The organism is Vibrio barjaei (assembly GCF_001639065.2).
GTDB classification, from domain to species: domain Bacteria; phylum Pseudomonadota; class Gammaproteobacteria; order Enterobacterales; family Vibrionaceae; genus Vibrio; species Vibrio barjaei.
Map to the genome: position 1 here is coordinate 22,148 of NZ_LQXO02000022.1, position 15,048 is coordinate 37,195.

At 45.2% G+C, this 15,048-nt stretch carries 15 protein-coding genes; 12 read left to right on the forward strand and 3 right to left on the reverse strand.

Translation table 11 applies throughout. The features are described 5' to 3' along the window. Window positions 1-13: 13 nt before the first annotated feature. The 3 genes from AWH66_RS10730 (at window position 14) to AWH66_RS10740 (ending at window position 2,684) form a co-directional block, all read left to right on the forward strand. Window positions 14-541 carry a hypothetical protein gene (locus tag AWH66_RS10730; RefSeq protein WP_063602962.1) on the forward strand — a complete coding sequence of 176 codons (528 nt, stop codon included), beginning with the start codon at window positions 14-16 and terminating at the stop codon, window positions 539-541. A 40-nt stretch (window positions 542-581) separates the two neighbouring features. Then, window positions 582-1,463 carry a LysR family transcriptional regulator gene (locus tag AWH66_RS10735; RefSeq protein ID WP_063602963.1) on the forward strand — a complete coding sequence of 294 codons (882 nt, stop codon included), beginning with the start codon at window positions 582-584 and terminating at the stop codon, window positions 1,461-1,463. A gap of 132 nt (window positions 1,464-1,595) precedes the next feature. After that, on the forward strand, window positions 1,596-2,684 hold the full coding sequence (locus tag AWH66_RS10740) for an alkene reductase (protein ID WP_063602964.1): 1,089 nt from the start codon (window positions 1,596-1,598) through the stop codon (window positions 2,682-2,684). A 103-nt stretch (window positions 2,685-2,787) separates the two neighbouring features. Here AWH66_RS10740 and AWH66_RS10745 read toward each other — a convergent pair whose 3' ends face one another. Further along, window positions 2,788-3,852, reverse strand: a complete 1,065-nt coding sequence (locus AWH66_RS10745; protein ID WP_063602965.1) for a LacI family DNA-binding transcriptional regulator — start codon at window positions 3,850-3,852, stop codon at window positions 2,788-2,790. 281 nt (window positions 3,853-4,133) lie between these two features. Here AWH66_RS10745 and AWH66_RS10750 point away from each other — a divergent pair, with 281 nt between their 5' ends. The 3 genes from AWH66_RS10750 to AWH66_RS10760 all read left to right on the forward strand — a co-directional run bounded on the left by AWH66_RS10750 (window position 4,134) and on the right by AWH66_RS10760 (window position 8,348). After that, window positions 4,134-5,303: a glycoside hydrolase family 88 protein gene (locus AWH66_RS10750; protein ID WP_063602966.1), complete on the forward strand. Its 1,170-nt coding sequence runs from the start codon at window positions 4,134-4,136 to the stop codon at window positions 5,301-5,303. Window positions 5,304-5,339: 36 nt separating this feature from the next. After that, window positions 5,340-6,329 (forward strand): TRAP transporter substrate-binding protein DctP, encoded by a 990-nt coding sequence (dctP, locus tag AWH66_RS10755; protein WP_063602967.1) that lies wholly within the window; start codon window positions 5,340-5,342, stop codon window positions 6,327-6,329. A gap of 72 nt (window positions 6,330-6,401) precedes the next feature. Next, window positions 6,402-8,348, forward strand: a complete 1,947-nt coding sequence (locus AWH66_RS10760; RefSeq protein ID WP_083400005.1) for a TRAP transporter large permease — start codon at window positions 6,402-6,404, stop codon at window positions 8,346-8,348. Window positions 8,349-8,553: 205 nt separating this feature from the next. On the opposite strand, the gene kdgR is transcribed toward AWH66_RS10760, so the two are convergent. Then, window positions 8,554-9,336 carry a DNA-binding transcriptional regulator KdgR gene (kdgR, locus tag AWH66_RS10765; protein ID WP_063602968.1) on the reverse strand — a complete coding sequence of 261 codons (783 nt, stop codon included), beginning with the start codon at window positions 9,334-9,336 and terminating at the stop codon, window positions 8,554-8,556. Window positions 9,337-9,595: 259 nt separating this feature from the next. On the opposite strand from kdgR, the gene kduD reads away from it, so the two are divergent. The 6 genes from kduD to AWH66_RS10795 all read left to right on the forward strand — a co-directional run bounded on the left by kduD (window position 9,596) and on the right by AWH66_RS10795 (window position 14,340). Further along, window positions 9,596-10,357 carry a 2-dehydro-3-deoxy-D-gluconate 5-dehydrogenase KduD gene (gene kduD, locus AWH66_RS10770; RefSeq protein ID WP_038227527.1) on the forward strand — a complete coding sequence of 254 codons (762 nt, stop codon included), beginning with the start codon at window positions 9,596-9,598 and terminating at the stop codon, window positions 10,355-10,357. A gap of 17 nt (window positions 10,358-10,374) precedes the next feature. Further along, window positions 10,375-10,887, forward strand: coding sequence for a YgjV family protein (locus AWH66_RS10775; RefSeq protein ID WP_063602969.1), 513 nt, complete (start codon window positions 10,375-10,377; stop codon window positions 10,885-10,887). Window positions 10,888-10,974: 87 nt separating this feature from the next. Next, window positions 10,975-11,610 (forward strand): RpiB/LacA/LacB family sugar-phosphate isomerase, encoded by a 636-nt coding sequence (locus tag AWH66_RS10780; RefSeq protein WP_063602970.1) that lies wholly within the window; start codon window positions 10,975-10,977, stop codon window positions 11,608-11,610. A 149-nt stretch (window positions 11,611-11,759) separates the two neighbouring features. Next, window positions 11,760-12,665 (forward strand): alpha/beta hydrolase, encoded by a 906-nt coding sequence (locus AWH66_RS10785; protein ID WP_063602971.1) that lies wholly within the window; start codon window positions 11,760-11,762, stop codon window positions 12,663-12,665. A gap of 162 nt (window positions 12,666-12,827) precedes the next feature. Continuing rightward, window positions 12,828-13,199 (forward strand): hypothetical protein, encoded by a 372-nt coding sequence (locus tag AWH66_RS10790; RefSeq protein WP_063602972.1) that lies wholly within the window; start codon window positions 12,828-12,830, stop codon window positions 13,197-13,199. Window positions 13,200-13,395: 196 nt separating this feature from the next. Continuing rightward, on the forward strand, window positions 13,396-14,340 hold the full coding sequence (locus AWH66_RS10795; protein WP_063602973.1) for a DMT family transporter: 945 nt from the start codon (window positions 13,396-13,398) through the stop codon (window positions 14,338-14,340). A gap of 70 nt (window positions 14,341-14,410) precedes the next feature. On the opposite strand, the gene AWH66_RS10800 is transcribed toward AWH66_RS10795, so the two are convergent. Beyond that, window positions 14,411-15,034: a bifunctional 4-hydroxy-2-oxoglutarate aldolase/2-dehydro-3-deoxy-phosphogluconate aldolase gene (locus AWH66_RS10800; protein ID WP_063602974.1), complete on the reverse strand. Its 624-nt coding sequence runs from the start codon at window positions 15,032-15,034 to the stop codon at window positions 14,411-14,413. Window positions 15,035-15,048: the final 14 nt, after the last annotated feature.

Sequence of the window (15,048 nt, forward strand, 5' to 3'; positions counted from 1 at the left end):
GAGGGAGATAAAGATGACAAGAGCATTATTGCCGCCAGCTTGGATGATGGTCTCCATTGGTCTTATCCTTAATGTAATGGCTATTGTGCTTTCAAGCCAAGTGCTGGACAAAATGTCGAGCGATATTGCTCTGATTCAAGAGCGTAAAGAGACAAATCTGTATTCGATACAGCTCGCGTGGAACCAAGTGGAAACGCTTGAACGAAAGCGCGAAGCGCTACTGCTACATCTTGATGGCGATGATATTTATACTGATATAGCGGATATGTTGAGAGGGCAGCTATCTCAATGGGTCACAGTTCATGTTCCTCCTATTCATCGTAAACACCTCCCTGAATTAATGACTATCATCAATAGCGCACAGGACACGCAGCGTGATTTGATTGATGAGCTTTATCTCGACAATTTAGGGCTGTCCGAAAAGTTAGCAAGCGTCGAAGAAGACATGGTGTACTACAAAAACATCGCGGTGTTTCTGCAAATTCTCGGGCTGGCATTGATTTTAGCCCGTGATCTTTCTCGCCGATCATTGCCGAATTGATATACTCTAAGGCATCACTTTTGCAATTTATGAAATAAATATGCTCACTCGTTCCGATGATCTGGAAATATTACTCTCTGTTGTAGATAGTGGCGGTTTTTCCGCTGCCGCAGAGGTGCTCGACATTCAAGTGGCGAAGGTGTCTCGCAGTGTTAGTAAGCTTGAGAGTCAACTTGGTGTCACGCTTTTAAACCGTACGACTCGCCGCATTGAGCTCACCGACGAAGGTCGTCAGTTTATCGAAGGAATCCGTGAAGGGCTGCGTGTTTTGCAGCAGACCGAAGAGGAGATTATGGCTAGAGGTGAGCTGCCAAAAGGGCGATTGAGAGTCGATGCTGCAAGCCCATTTGTACTGCATCAACTGGTGCCACTTATCGCTGAGTTTAATAGAGAGTACCCAGATATTGAGCTTGAGCTGACCTCCAACGAAGGTTTTGTTGATTTACTTGAGAAGCGCACTGATGTTGCGATTCGTATAGGTAAATTAACCGACTCAACATTGCATGCTAAGCCGTTGGGAAAGAGTCTATTGTATCTCGTCGCGTCACCCGATTACCTTGCACGGCGTGGTTATCCCAAATCAGCTACTGACTTGAGCACTCATAGTTTGATTGGTTTTGTCGGAGCGAAAGTACTCAACCAATGGCCACTACCCGGCAACCCTACGATTCAGCCAAGTATGGTGTCGAGTAATGGTGAGACGGTGCGCCAGTTAACTCTGGCGGGTAATGGAATTGCTTGTATGTCGGGCTTTATGGTCAAACAAGATATTGAAGAAGGGCGTTTGGTACCACTTCTAGAGTCAGAAAAACTCACTACGACAGGTCGCGAGCAAGTCAATGCCGTCTATTACCGTTCGTCGTCGGTAGCGCGCCGCATTACGGCGTTTATTGAATTTATCCAGCCTAGACTATCGCTGTAGTCTTATCTCCTTTTCTCTTTTTTGTTGCCGTGTTTTTTGCATTTTTGACAAAAGCCATTTGTGATTATTGCTCTCAATCTAGAGATGACTCGTCGCTAGAATGTCCCCATTACGATATTGAGGGCATACGACATGATCTTTTCTCACTTCAACTACGGCAAACTTGAACTAAGCAATCGCATTGCGATGGCACCAATGACTCGTTCTCGCACCACTCAACCGGGCGATGTGCCAAATGACATGATGGCGACTTACTATGCACAGCGTGCAAATGCGGGTCTTATCATCACAGAAGGCGCGCCCATCTCGGCTATTGGTCGTGGTTACTCTCTGACTCCGGGTATCTATACCCAAGCGCACATCGATGGCTGGAAAAAAGTCACTAAAGCGATTCATGACCAAGGCAGTAAAGTATTCATTCAGCTTTGGCACGTGGGGCGTCGCAGCCATGAATCCATCACAGGTGAGCAGGTTTTGTCGGCATCGGCCATTAAAGAGGCTGACCAAGTATTTGGTCCGCTACCAGAAGGTGGCTTCGGTATGATTGAAACCGGCGAACCGCGCGCGATGACTGAGCAAGATATTCAGCAAACTATTGCTGATTATGTGCAAGCCGCGAAAAACGCTATCGAAGCAGGTTTTGATGGCATTGAAATTCATGCGGCGCACGGCTACCTGCTAGACCAGTTCATGCGACTTTCTAGCAACCAACGTACTGACCAATATGGTGGCTCTCAAGAAAACCGTATCCGTTTTCTTGTTGAGGTGATGCAAGCGGTAGTGAATGAAATCGGTGGTGACAAAGTCGCGGTTCGTGTTTCGCCGCACGTCATGGAAGGTTTTGCTGAAGAAGATCCAGAGATTGTGGAAGTGGTGAAAAAGGCACTTGTCGCGCTGGCTCCAATGAATCTTGCTTATGTGCATTTCTCTGAAAACATCTCGCGTTATGTTGAAGCACCAGAGTTATTCCGTAAAGAGGTACGTGACATTTACCCAAACCCAGTCATGATTGCAGGCAAGTTGGCTAAAGAGAGTGCCATGGCACTGCTTGAAAACAATTACGCCGACCTTGTGGCGTTTGGCACACCGTATGTGACCAATCCAGATCTTGTGGCGCGTTTCAAAAACAACTGGCCACTTGCTGAGTTTGATGCTGATGCAAGGCTGAGTCTGTATGGTGGTGATGAGAAAGGGTATATCGATTACCCAGAGTATCAATAAGCTACGCTGCCATTAACTTAGTGACTGTCTATAACTGAAAAGGCGAACAATTCATGATTGAATGCCCGCCTTTGTTGTTTTTAATAGTGTGATATTCAAAACATTAAGCGTTTTTGTATTCCCTACAAGTTTGCCTTTTAACCAATGACACCGAGACGCAGGTTCGAGTCACCGTATCGCCACCTTCATTTATCGACTGGATAAGATTGTGTATAGCGACTTTAGCTATCCGTTTGTGATCGGTTCGTATGGTGGTCAGTGGCGGGGTTGAAAGCTCGGCGATATCGACATCATCAAAGCCCAGTACTGAGATATCGTCTGGCACACGTATTCCTTGGGTTCTCAGTGCTTCGATCAACGTCATCGCGACCATATCACATATACAAAATATCGCCGTACAGTCCGAAAACTCACCGTTTCTTATCATCTCTGGGATCCACTTATGCGCTCCAAAGTCGGTGCCTAAGTGTTTTACGTCTTCAGATAAATTTCCTGTCTCTAAAATGTACGGAGCTAGATCGACAATGACCGATTCTGGAGAAGTGAATCCTCGGCTCCATAGGCTTCGTTTGAATCCTTCGGTTCGTTGATAGACGGTGGGTTTGATGTTCGCTGTAATGCATTTGATTTTTTTGTGCCCGAGCTCAAATAGATAATCAGCAGCGAGCTGTCCCCCCAGGTAATAATCAGGAGTTACACTGGGGAACTGCATTTTTGGGTCGTAACCATTGATGAGTAAGACGGGCAGGTGCGTTGCGCGCAACATAGTCAGCAGCGCTTCATCATCCATCCCTAGTACTATGATGGCTTGAGCTCGTGTGAGGACTTGCTCGGTATCGGTGATACTGAGCTGTGAACGAAAGACCAGTTCGATGGCGATGTCTAAATCCATGCAGTGATATTTTAGGTCTCGCAGTATGGATCCGAAGAAACTGTGTGGTGAGTTGAGGTCTTGCTCGCCAAGTACCATTATTTTGCTAACAGGCATTGGGATATTGATCTTTGGTTGTCTGCGTCGATAGCCATTGGCATGCAGTGCCTCACGAACGCGCTTTACCACATCGTCACTGACAAGCTCACTTTGATTGATGACTCGAGAGACTGTGGCTTTTGATACGCCACACATATTAGCGATGTCAGTCAGAGTAGTTTTGTTTCTTTTTGCCATGTTCTGCTTCTCTTATCGACTACCTGATCTCACTGTTTGAATGAAAAATTTCAATGAGAATGATTTAGTTACTTGCCAAAATTCGGTTGTTTCCGAAGTACAAACAGTGTAACGCCTTAAAAACTTTGAAACAGAGCGAGAACACGAGATTTTTACTGAAACAATTCATGAAACGTTTCAGTGGATCTTCTTGTTTCAAACTCCCCGATAGTCACGGTTTATCGATAACGAAGTCACTAACCTAATAATCAACCAATGAATCGATTAGGAAGTAGTGAATCATGAGTTCTATGTATGAAATGATGAGCCAAGACATTTTGGCGAGTATTGAGCGCAATGCGCCGCGTATTGGATTGCGCAATCCAATGGTGGGAATGAGCCCATCAGATTATCAGTGGCGCTATCACAAAGACATTTTTTGGACCGATTCTTTTTGGACGGGGCAGTTGTGGTTGGCCTACATGGTTTCTGGCGAGAGTAAGTATCGCAACTTGGCAAGAATGCGTTACGGCCATTTGGAGCGCATTCTGGCAACGCCTATTCAAATGAACCATGACCTTGGATTTCAATTTAGCTTGAGCGCGGTTGCGGACTACAAGTTAACAGGCAATAAAGAATCACGAGCGTTGGCGCTGCGTGCGGCAGAAGCGTTGCGAAACCGTTTTAACTGGAATGGTAACTACTTAGTTGCATGGACAGCGGGATCAGAGGGTAAGGAACACGCAGAGCAAATCCAGGGCAAGATTATTATTGATTGCATGGAAAACCTGCCGCTTCTTATGTGGGCGTATTCTGAGACTAACATTGAGTCATTTAAAACTGTTGCTATCGCTCAAGCAGAAACCACGATCAAACACATCATTCGTGACGACTGGAGCTCGTATCACACCTTCGATTTTGACACGACGACCAATGAGCCTATCCGCGGCTGCAATTATCAAGGCTACGCTGACGAATCTTGCTGGGCGAGAGGGCAGGCTTGGGCTATCCATGGCTTTGCTCAGCTGGCATTAATGTCAGGTGAAAAGCGCTATGCGGATATCAGTGCCAAGCTGCTTGATTTTGTAATGGAACATATTAGCGATGACTGTATCCCTATTTGGGACTACCGCTTGCCAGAGCATGAAGTACCTTACAAAGACAGTTCTGCCGGATCGGTGACGTCAGCAGGGGCGTTATTGCTTAGCCAAGTGTTGGAGAAATTCGGTGAAGGTGAGCGAGCGCAGCAATACCATCAGTTTGGACTCAAGATGCTTGGTGCGCTCAGAGACGAGTGCGATCTCACTAGCATTCCAGAAGCTCAAGGGCTACTCAATCAAGCGGCGTCGTTTGTTCATGTCGCGCATGATCTTGACCTCGATTATCTGGCCAACTCAATGTTGCCATACGGCGATTACTACTACTACGAAGCCGTATTGCGTGCGATGGGGCACACGAACTTTTTTTGGTGATAGTACAATCACTTACATCCAATAAGGAACATTGTTATGAAATTTAAGAACCTAGCGACAGTGATTATGTCGACCCTACTGGTGGTATCAGCACCAAGCGTGATAGCCAAAACCTTTAAGCTTGCGTCTAACGTACCAGCGGACAGTGCGACAGGTAAACTGCTGCAAGAGTTTGCTCAAAACGTCACCAAAGAGACAGATAAGCGCGTCAAAATTAAAGTTTTCGCCAATGGCACTTTAGGCGGACAAGCGCAATATCTGCAACAGATCCAAAGCGGTGTAGTGGATATGGGACTGGTTAATAGTGCGATGATGGAAAACATCGAGCCTAAGTTTGGCGTACTCAATCTGCCATTCATCTTCCGTAACTTTGATGAGTTTAAGCAGGTGATGAACAGTGATTTGGTGCAAAAGGATTTGTTCCAGACCACGAATTCGAAAGGTTTTGAAGTGGTTGGGTTTATGGATACGGGCCCACGCAGCATTTACTCAACCAAGCCTGTTGAAAGTGTTGAGGATATCAAAGGCTTGAAGCTAAGAAGCATGGCGAGCCCAACGTATATGGAAATGATTAGGCTGATGGGGGCATCTCCAACACCGCTCGACTTCACGGAGATCTATTCAGCAATGCAGCAAGGCATGATTGATGGTGGTGAAGGCGGCCTTGGCACGCTTTGGGATATCAAGTTTGGTGAGTACGCGAAGTACGGTGTGTTAACGGAGCAAACTCGCATGGTCGATCTCATTGTCATCAATGAGAAGGCGCTGGGCAAAATGTCTGAGGAAGACGCTGAAACCGTCAAACGAATCATGCAAGCGACCAGTGATAAATCGCTAGAAGTCATCATGGCTGATGCACAAGAGTCTATGGATCTTGCCGAGAAGAATTTAGGGGTTAAGTTTGTCGAAATTGATAAACAGCCGCTGATCGACTCAATGAAGCCCATCTATGAAAGAGCTTTTGCGGACCCCAACAAAGGCCCATTCTTGAAAGAGATGTTTGAGCTTCAAGAGCGTTCTCTTTAACCCCCTGGGGTGGGGTCATTGTCAGCAATGGCTTCACTCCTTTTTCCTCTTTGCGCAATCTAGGAGTGTGTTATGCGTGAAAAGCTCATGAGATTAGACGATAACCCAGACGAGTCTGCGCTGGCTCGATTTGAACGTGCTCTTTATCAAGTGTGTCACGTCTGTGAAGTGGCGTTGTCAAAAACCGTTACTGTCATATTGGGCATCATGAGCGTTCTGATCATCTATCAGGTGTTTACCCGTTATGTGCTCAATGACCCAAGTGGGTTGTCACAGGAGATGCTGATCTACTTGATGATTTGGCTAAGCTTCATCGGTTCATCGATATGTTTTTCCAAAGGGTTTCATTTAAGTCTGCCTATCATTTATGACGCGCTTTCCGAGCGTCATCAGAAATGGCTCACTATCTTTAGTGCGCTGTTAACCGTGCTGTTGGCGGCAATCATCATCTACGGTGGTTATAACGCGATGCAGAAGAACGCAGCGTTTACTTCACCGATGTTACAGATATCTATGTCGGTTCTGCAAAGCATTTTGGTGCTGTCAGGTGTGTTTTTTGTACTGATGCAGCTTAAAAGAGTGATTGAACTGGTAGGGCTTGGACGCTCAACCGTGATCACCGCCACAGTGATGATCTCCATTGGCATTCTTAGCTATTGGATGTGGGGAGCGCTGCAGCAAATGCAGTGGTATGAGTATTTAGTCGATGAGCATTTAGAAGTGACCTCGACGGTCTTACTATTTAGTGCCTTTTTCTTTTTGCTGGCAATGAACATTCCCATTTCTGTTGGACTTGCGTTCTCAGGCTTGTGGGTCTTGTCGCTACAAATTGATGCCGATGTCTTGATGGTAACCGCGAGTGAAAAGTTATTCGGTGGCTTAGAAAGCTTTGGGTTCTTGGCTCTGCCATTTTTCATCTTGGCAGGTAATATCATGAACCAAGGCGGGATTGCGAGACGTTTGATCGATTTAGCGATGCTGCTAGGCCGACGTATTCCGGGAAGCCTGTGGCAAGCGAATGTACTGTCTAACATGTTGTTTGGTTGTCTATCCAGCTCGGGCATCGCGGCTTCTACCGCTATTGGTGGCATTATCTCACCAATGGCGAAAGAGAAAGGCTATGACATGCCTATCTCAACTGCGATTAACGCCGCATCTGCGCCAACAGGGATGATGATACCACCGACGGGGATATTCATTATCTATTCCATGATCACGGGTGGAAGTGCGTCGATCGCCGCTATGTTCTTGGCAGGTTACCTACCAGGGATCATGATGGGGTTGTCTGTGATGATTGTGGCTTACTTCTATGCCAAAAAGCTCAAATACCCGGTCGACAATACGCAATACCATTGGAAGCAGATAGCACTGACAGTATGGAAGACACTCCCTAGTCTTACGATGATTTTTGTGATTATCGGTGGCATTTTGTCTGGCGTATTTACCGCGATTGAAGCGGGTGGTATTGCCGTACTGTACAGCTTGGTACTATCGTTTGCTTATCGCACCATGAGCTTAAAGTCGCTGCCAAAGGTCCTGTTTGATTCGGCGCTGACCTCTTCGGTGATTCTGTTCTTGATCGCTTGTTCTGGATTGATGAGCTGGAGTATGACGTTCGCGAGCATTCCTGATGCGATTGGTGAGATGCTCATCGGTGTGACTGAAAACAAACTGTTGCTGTTATTGCTGATGAACCTAACTTTGTTGGCTGTGGGTATCTTCATGGATATGGCGCCTGCATTGTTAATATTTACCCCTATTTTCTACCCTGTCGCGATGATGTTGGGTATTGACCCGGTTCAGTTTGGCGTGGTGATTGTATATAACCTCTGTATGGGATTAATTACACCGCCAGTAGGAACAGTATTGTTTGTTTCTTGTAGCGTCACTGGAGAAAAAATAACAAATATAATTAAACCTTTACTACCTATTTTTGCACTGCAATTTATCGGACTGATGTTAATAACTTATTTCCCATTCTTTACCATGTATTTACCGCAGTTGTTCGGTGTCAATTGAACACAAGCTTATGAAGTAGTTAACTAAGGTACATTCAATATAGATTCAGGGTTAGCTTCGAGATGCTGTAATTAAATGTATAATTCCAAATAGCTAAGCAATGGTTCAAAGCACGAATCATTAATATTGGTAGAATGAAAGTATATGAGCGTATTTGGATACCAAAAGCCCTCAAACATTAAATGAGGGCCTTTTTAGCCTTTTCCTAAACAGGATAATTGTGATAACCCAACTGCTCAGAAATGGTCCTTCCGGCATTGTGCAGGAACGTGATGTATTCTGCTTTCTTCTCTTCGTCGAAACGGATGATGGGGAAGGAGACAGAGACTGCAGCGATAGCATGGCCGAAACGGTCGTAAACAGGGACAGCGATGCAACGTAGTCCAGGCTCTTGCTCTTCGTTGTCCTCACCATAATGACATTCACGAACGGTGTTCAGCTCTTCAATCAGTTGCTCTGTGTTCTCGTGGGTTTTGTCTGTGTGTTTGATGAATTCGACCGAGTCTAATATTACACGAACTTCTGCGTCAGGAAGGTGGGAAAGTAGCACTTTACCTATCGCTGTGCTGTAGAGTGGATTGCGGCGGCCTACCCGAGAATGCATACGTAAGTGGTAGCTTGAATCTATTTTGTGTAAATAGATGATCGAACCATCGTCAATAGACCCCAAGTGAACCGTTTCATTAGTCACTTTATTAATCTCACGCATTTCTTTATCTGCAATATCAATAAGATCGACAAACTCCAATGACTTCGAACCAAGTTCAAACATTTTAAGAGTAAGTGCATACTTATCTGCTTCTCCTTCTTGAGAAACGTAACCGAGCGTTTTCATGGTTTGTAGGAAACGATAGGTCGTCGCTTTTGACATCATGAGTCTTTGTGACAGTTCTGAAACGCCAATTTCCTTTTGCTCGCCCAAGGCTTGCAGAATATTGAACACTTTGAGTACCGAGGACACGGCTTCTGGCTGCGTGGACTTATCCATCTATCTTCCTTTGATTTTTTGTTGTGGGCGCGATTATAGCCTTGCAACCTTACCATGTCAGTAATTTCAAAAAGGCTTTTCATAAAAATCAGAACCGAATAGTGCGATTGCCTTCACAAACTTACATAAGCTAAATATAAAAATGAAACAGCATTTCAAAAATAACTTTAATGTGATTCATTTTTTGTGTATGGTTAATTTAACAACAGTGAGAACTCTCTAAGGTTCGTCCTCGAATACATCTATGAAGGAATAAAAAATGATTCTTGATTCATTCAAATTAGACGGGAAAGTCGCAGTCGTAACTGGCTGTGATACTGGTTTGGGCCAAGGTATGGCATTGGGTCTGGCTAAAGCAGGTTGTGATATCGTCGGAGTGAATATTGTTGAGCCGACAGAAACCATTGCTCTTATGGAAGAAACGGGCCGTAAGTTTATCGACATTCGTGCTAACTTGATGAAGTTAGACGACATTCCAGGAATCGTAGACCGTGCAGTTACCGAATTAGGTCGAATTGATATCCTAGTTAACAACGCAGGTATCATCCGACGTAACGATGCTATCGATTTCTCAGAGCAAGACTGGGATGACGTGATGAATATCAACATCAAGTCGGTGTTTTTCATGTCTCAAGCAGTCGCTAAGCAGTTCATCGCTCAAGGCGAGGGCGGTAAGATTATCAATGTTGCCTCCATGCTTTCGTTCCAAGGTGGCATACGTGTTCCATCATATACCGCTTCAAAAAGTGGCGTTATGGGTGTAACGCGTTTGATGGCAAATGAGTGGGCCAAAGAAGGCATTAATGTTAACGCAATTGCACCTGGCTATATGGCGACGAACAATACTGCGGCGCTACGTGCAGACGAAAAACGTAACGCAGAAATTCTAGAGCGTATTCCTGCCGATCGTTGGGGTACGCCAGAAGATCTAGCTGGTCCCTGTGTATTCTTAGCTTCACAAGCATCAGACTATATTAATGGTTATACCATTGCGGTTGATGGTGGATGGTTGGCACGCTAACCGGAGACGATTAGGTGATGGACGCGTACATTGTCGGGCAGATACTAGGGTTTGTAAGTTATGGTTTAGGTATTTCTACCTTTTACCAAAAAAACGACAAACGACTGAAGATTTTGATGCTGGCACTGAACGTTAATCACCTTATCCACTTTTTATTGTTGGGTTCGTTAACTTCTGCGTTAGCTGCTGCGCTTTCCGCGGTCAGAACAACAGCTGCCATTTACACAAACTCCAAAATTGTCGCTCTGATTTTCATTGCGTTAAGTCTCCTCTTAGGTGGCATGATTGCCGAAAACTTATCGCAGCTTTGGCCAATATTAGGAGCGGCAATTGGTACGTATTCGCTGTTTATGCTTCAGGGCATTGCGATGCGAATCGGTTTTTTATTAGGCGCAATGTGCTGGTTAACAAACAACATTATGGTGGGTTCAATTGGCGGCGCTCTGCTCGAAGCTACGCTCCTATTAACCAATTTAATGACTATTTTTAGGTTAACTCGCGATGGTCAGCGCACAGCTCATGATGTTTGAGCTGCAGCATGGTCAATGTATTGGTCGACGACACAGTTATTTAGTTTTAGGAAAATTCGCGGCTAATAAGGCCGTTGGGGAAAGAACATGAAAATTGCACTAATGATGGAAAACAGCCAAGCACCAAAAAATGCAATGGTTGCTTCTGAGCTAAACCTTGTGGCTGGCAATCTAGGTCACGATGTATTCAATGTCGGCATGACAGATGAAAACGATCACCACCTAACTTACATTCACCTTGGCATCATGGCGAGCATCCTACTGAACTCAAAAGCAGTAGACTTCATCGTTACGGGCTGTGGCACTGGCCAAGGTGCCTTGATGGCAAGCAACCTTCACCCTGGTGTTGTGTGTGGTTACTGCCTAGAGCCTTCAGATGCATTTCTTTTCAATCAAATTAACAACGGTAATGCGATTTCACTGGCGTTTGCGAAAGGCTTTGGTTGGGCCGGTGAACTGAATGTACGTTATATCTTTGAAAAGGCCTTCACTGGTAATCGTGGCGAAGGCTACCCTATTGAACGTGCAGAGCCTCAACAGAAAAATGCTGCGATTTTGTCAGAAGTAAAAGCTGCAGTTTGCAAAGATGTTGTGGCGTCACTGAAGGCAATTGACCAAGAGTTAGTGAAAACGGCGGTCGGTAGTGCTCAGTTTCAGGAATGCTTTTTCTCCAATTGCCAAGAACCTGAACTGGCAGAGTACGTACGCACACTTATCGACTAATATACCGTGCATTGAAGTTTTAAAAGCCGACGTTTGGTCGGCTTTTTTGTACTGAGAAGCGGCTCATTGTTTACACAATAAACGCTTGTCGACATGTAAGAAGCGTTTTACTTTGGTATTTAACTTAAAGAATAATAACGAGTAATTTGATGCAATCTATTTATTCGCTTTCGGAGTTATTCCCAGCAGTAACAGTCCATTCCCTTGAGCAAGGTGATGGATTTTCGGAACGCTCTCCAATGGAAGTAAACGATTCGCAAACTCCGCTCCGCTATCCTCATCGGCTCATTTCCGAGATATCCCACCCTGAACTACTTGAATTTCAGCCGGAGCGAAGCAACGGTCACGCCATTCTCATTATTCCTGGTGGAGGCTATCAAATTGTATCGATTGATAATGAAGGCGTAGAGGTGGCAAAGTGCCTTAGCGAAATGGGTTATCACGCGTTCTGTTTAAATTATCGACTGCCTATAAAGAACGATGGCTCTGACTTAGAACAGCTTACGCCCATCGTTGATGCAAGAGCAGCATTGACTTTGGTTCGCCAGCTAGTACCCATGGCAAGGGTAGGTATCATGGGCTTTTCCGCAGGTGGTCATTTAGCAGGATGGTTAAGTACCGATACGCTGTCTAACCGACCAGACTTCACTTGTTTAATGTATCCTGTGGTGTCGATGACCTCTGGTGTCGCGCATCTAGGCTCTTATGAGAATGTCGTTAATGCCTTAAACGATGCGCAGCAAATAAGTTTGTTGTCTATTGATGAGCGTATTTCCCCAGATGTTGCCCCGATGCTCATTATGCACGCTAAAGACGATGATGTTGTTGTAGTTGAACATAGCCTTAAGCTGCACCATGCACTATTGGCAGCCTCTGTGTCTAGTGAACTCACCTTATTTGAGCGCGGTGGACATGGATTTGGCGTCTATGTCCGAGAAGGAAGTGATGCTGACGATTGGCTACGACGTTTTGATGATTGGGTACGCAATTTAGATTATTGTCAGCAATGGTCCACGAGAGCGATGGCTCAAACTAACGTTATTTCTACAAAGTAGCGTTATTCACACAGAGGTATCGTTGCACTAACGTAAGTGACCAAATTCGCGTAAAAAAATGTAAAGTCGTCTCAAAGGCTATTGTGTGTTGCAGCTTGGATAGGTATCTTCAGACTCAGAATTTTTAAGTGTTTTTTCTACTTACTTGAATGAGACGTTGTGATGCTCGCTAAAAGCGTATCCACAATCTGTAGCTTGCTCGCGATCCTGGTAATACTCGTATTATCCAGTGGTGCTGTGCGTGCAGAAGTCTCGTTACCGCAATCAACACTGAGCATGGCGCAAGTCATGCATGTGAAGTTCTGTGGTATCACCTCCGATACATCGCAAACTGAGGATTCAGGCTGTTGTGAGCCTGGAGGAGCTTGCTTCGAAAAGCAATGCTGTTCCCATGGTCACGCATCAGGCTCTGCTTTAGTTGAGACGCCACAAGATTCTCGCCTTGCTCCGTATCGTTATGAACTCACACAAAGACTGGCTAGTCTTTATACGAGCGCAGATATGCACTCGCTCTACCGACCTCCCATCGCCTAGTTCCTGTCTTACAGCGCTTCGCTGTTAACAATTTTATTGCGTGATTACTCACGCGAACTTGTTGTGCGTGCAAATAAAGCTATTTGCACCATCCTGTGATGGGAATAAAAAATGAAAACTAAATCCGAAGCTTGTGGCAAGCTCAATGCCACGCCTCTACGCTATCTCATTCGTTGTAGTAAATTAGGAGGTTGTGATGTCGCGTAAACAGCTACCTATTTTACTGTTTGTCTCAGTGTGCCTTATTTGGGGGACGACGTGGTTTGCAATGGAAGTGGCCGTTCAGACTATTCCACCAATTTTCGCAACGGGCATGCGTTTTCTAATCGCTGCGCCTCTATTGGTGATGCTGGCGAAATACCTAAAACAACCGTTATTCTTTCCTAAAGGAAAGCGAGCGTGGATGTATGTGGTCGCAATTTTCTACTTTGCGATTCCTTTTACGTTGATGATATTTGGCGAGCAATATATTTCCTCTGGGTTGGCTTCGATTATCTTCGCCAACATGCCGATTGCGGTGATGGTTATGTCGAGCCTGTTTCTTGGTTTACGCCTACGAAAAGTTCAAATCGCAGGACTGCTAGTTGCGGTGTTAAGCCTCATTCTGATTCTGGCGACAGAGATGAAATTGGGAGGCAAAAACTACTTAGTTGGCTTTGCTGCCCTAGGTGGTGCGGTAGCGATTCATGCAGTTATGTATGTGTTTGTGGAACGGTTTTGCAAAGGCACGCCAGTGCTGACCTATAATGCGGTACCAAGCTTTCTTGCGTCATTGTTTTTGTTGTTCACTTCTTGGGTGATTGAGCAACCAGACATAAGCCTGTTCACATTGGACTCGATGACAGCGGTGTTGTACCTAGGGGTATTTGCCAGTGTCGGCGGCATTGTGGCGTATTTCAAATTAGGCCAAGTGTCTACGCCGTTTACTGCTTCGATCTGTTTTTTGTTCTTTCCACTTATCGCATTGAGTATTTCTACATGGATTGCTGGGAACTCGATCTCGTTAGTATCTGTGGGTCTACTTTTACCTTTGCTTGGCGGGATTTTTGTCACCAAAGCCGAACCTGAGTTTTGGGCTAAATATTTGCCAACAAAGCGTAAGCCTCAGCTGTGTGAGGTTTGCATGAAGCAAGTTAGGTAATAGAGAGCCACTTATAAAATGAAACGCCGTAAATCAGAATGTTTACGGCGTTTGTGCTGCTAACTATCGATCAGTTTACGTGGGCAACGGCATCTTTAACCAATTGTCCGAGCTCTTCCCAGCGACCTTCGTCGATTAAGTTAGTTGGCACCATCCAAGTACCGCCACAAGCCAATACTGACTTGACTGAAAGATAATCGTCTACGTTTTTAAGACTTACACCGCCTGTAGGCATGAACTTCACAGGATAAACTGCGGTAAGTGCTTTAAGCATGTTCACACCACCAGAAGGCTCTGCGGGGAAGAACTTAAGTGTACGCAAACCCATCTCCATGGCTTGTTCAACAAGGCTCGGGTTGTTTACCCCAGGAACAATTGGTACGTTTTTGTCTAAGCAATATTGGACTGTACGTGGGTTAAAACCAGGACTAACGATGAAATCAACTCCTGCTTCAATCGCTTGGTCAACCTGTGCATTAGTCAGCACAGTGCCTGCACCGATGAGCATTTCAGGGAACTCTTTACGCATTACCGCGATAGCCTCTGCTGCACACTCAGTACGGAATGTAATCTCAGCACATGGCATACCGTTATCAACTAACGCTTTACCTAGTGGAATTGCGTCTTCAACTTTGTTGATGGCAATTACAGGAATTACTTTCAAGCTTGCTAGCTGTTCGTTTAATGTCGTCATTTTTGTTTGTCCTA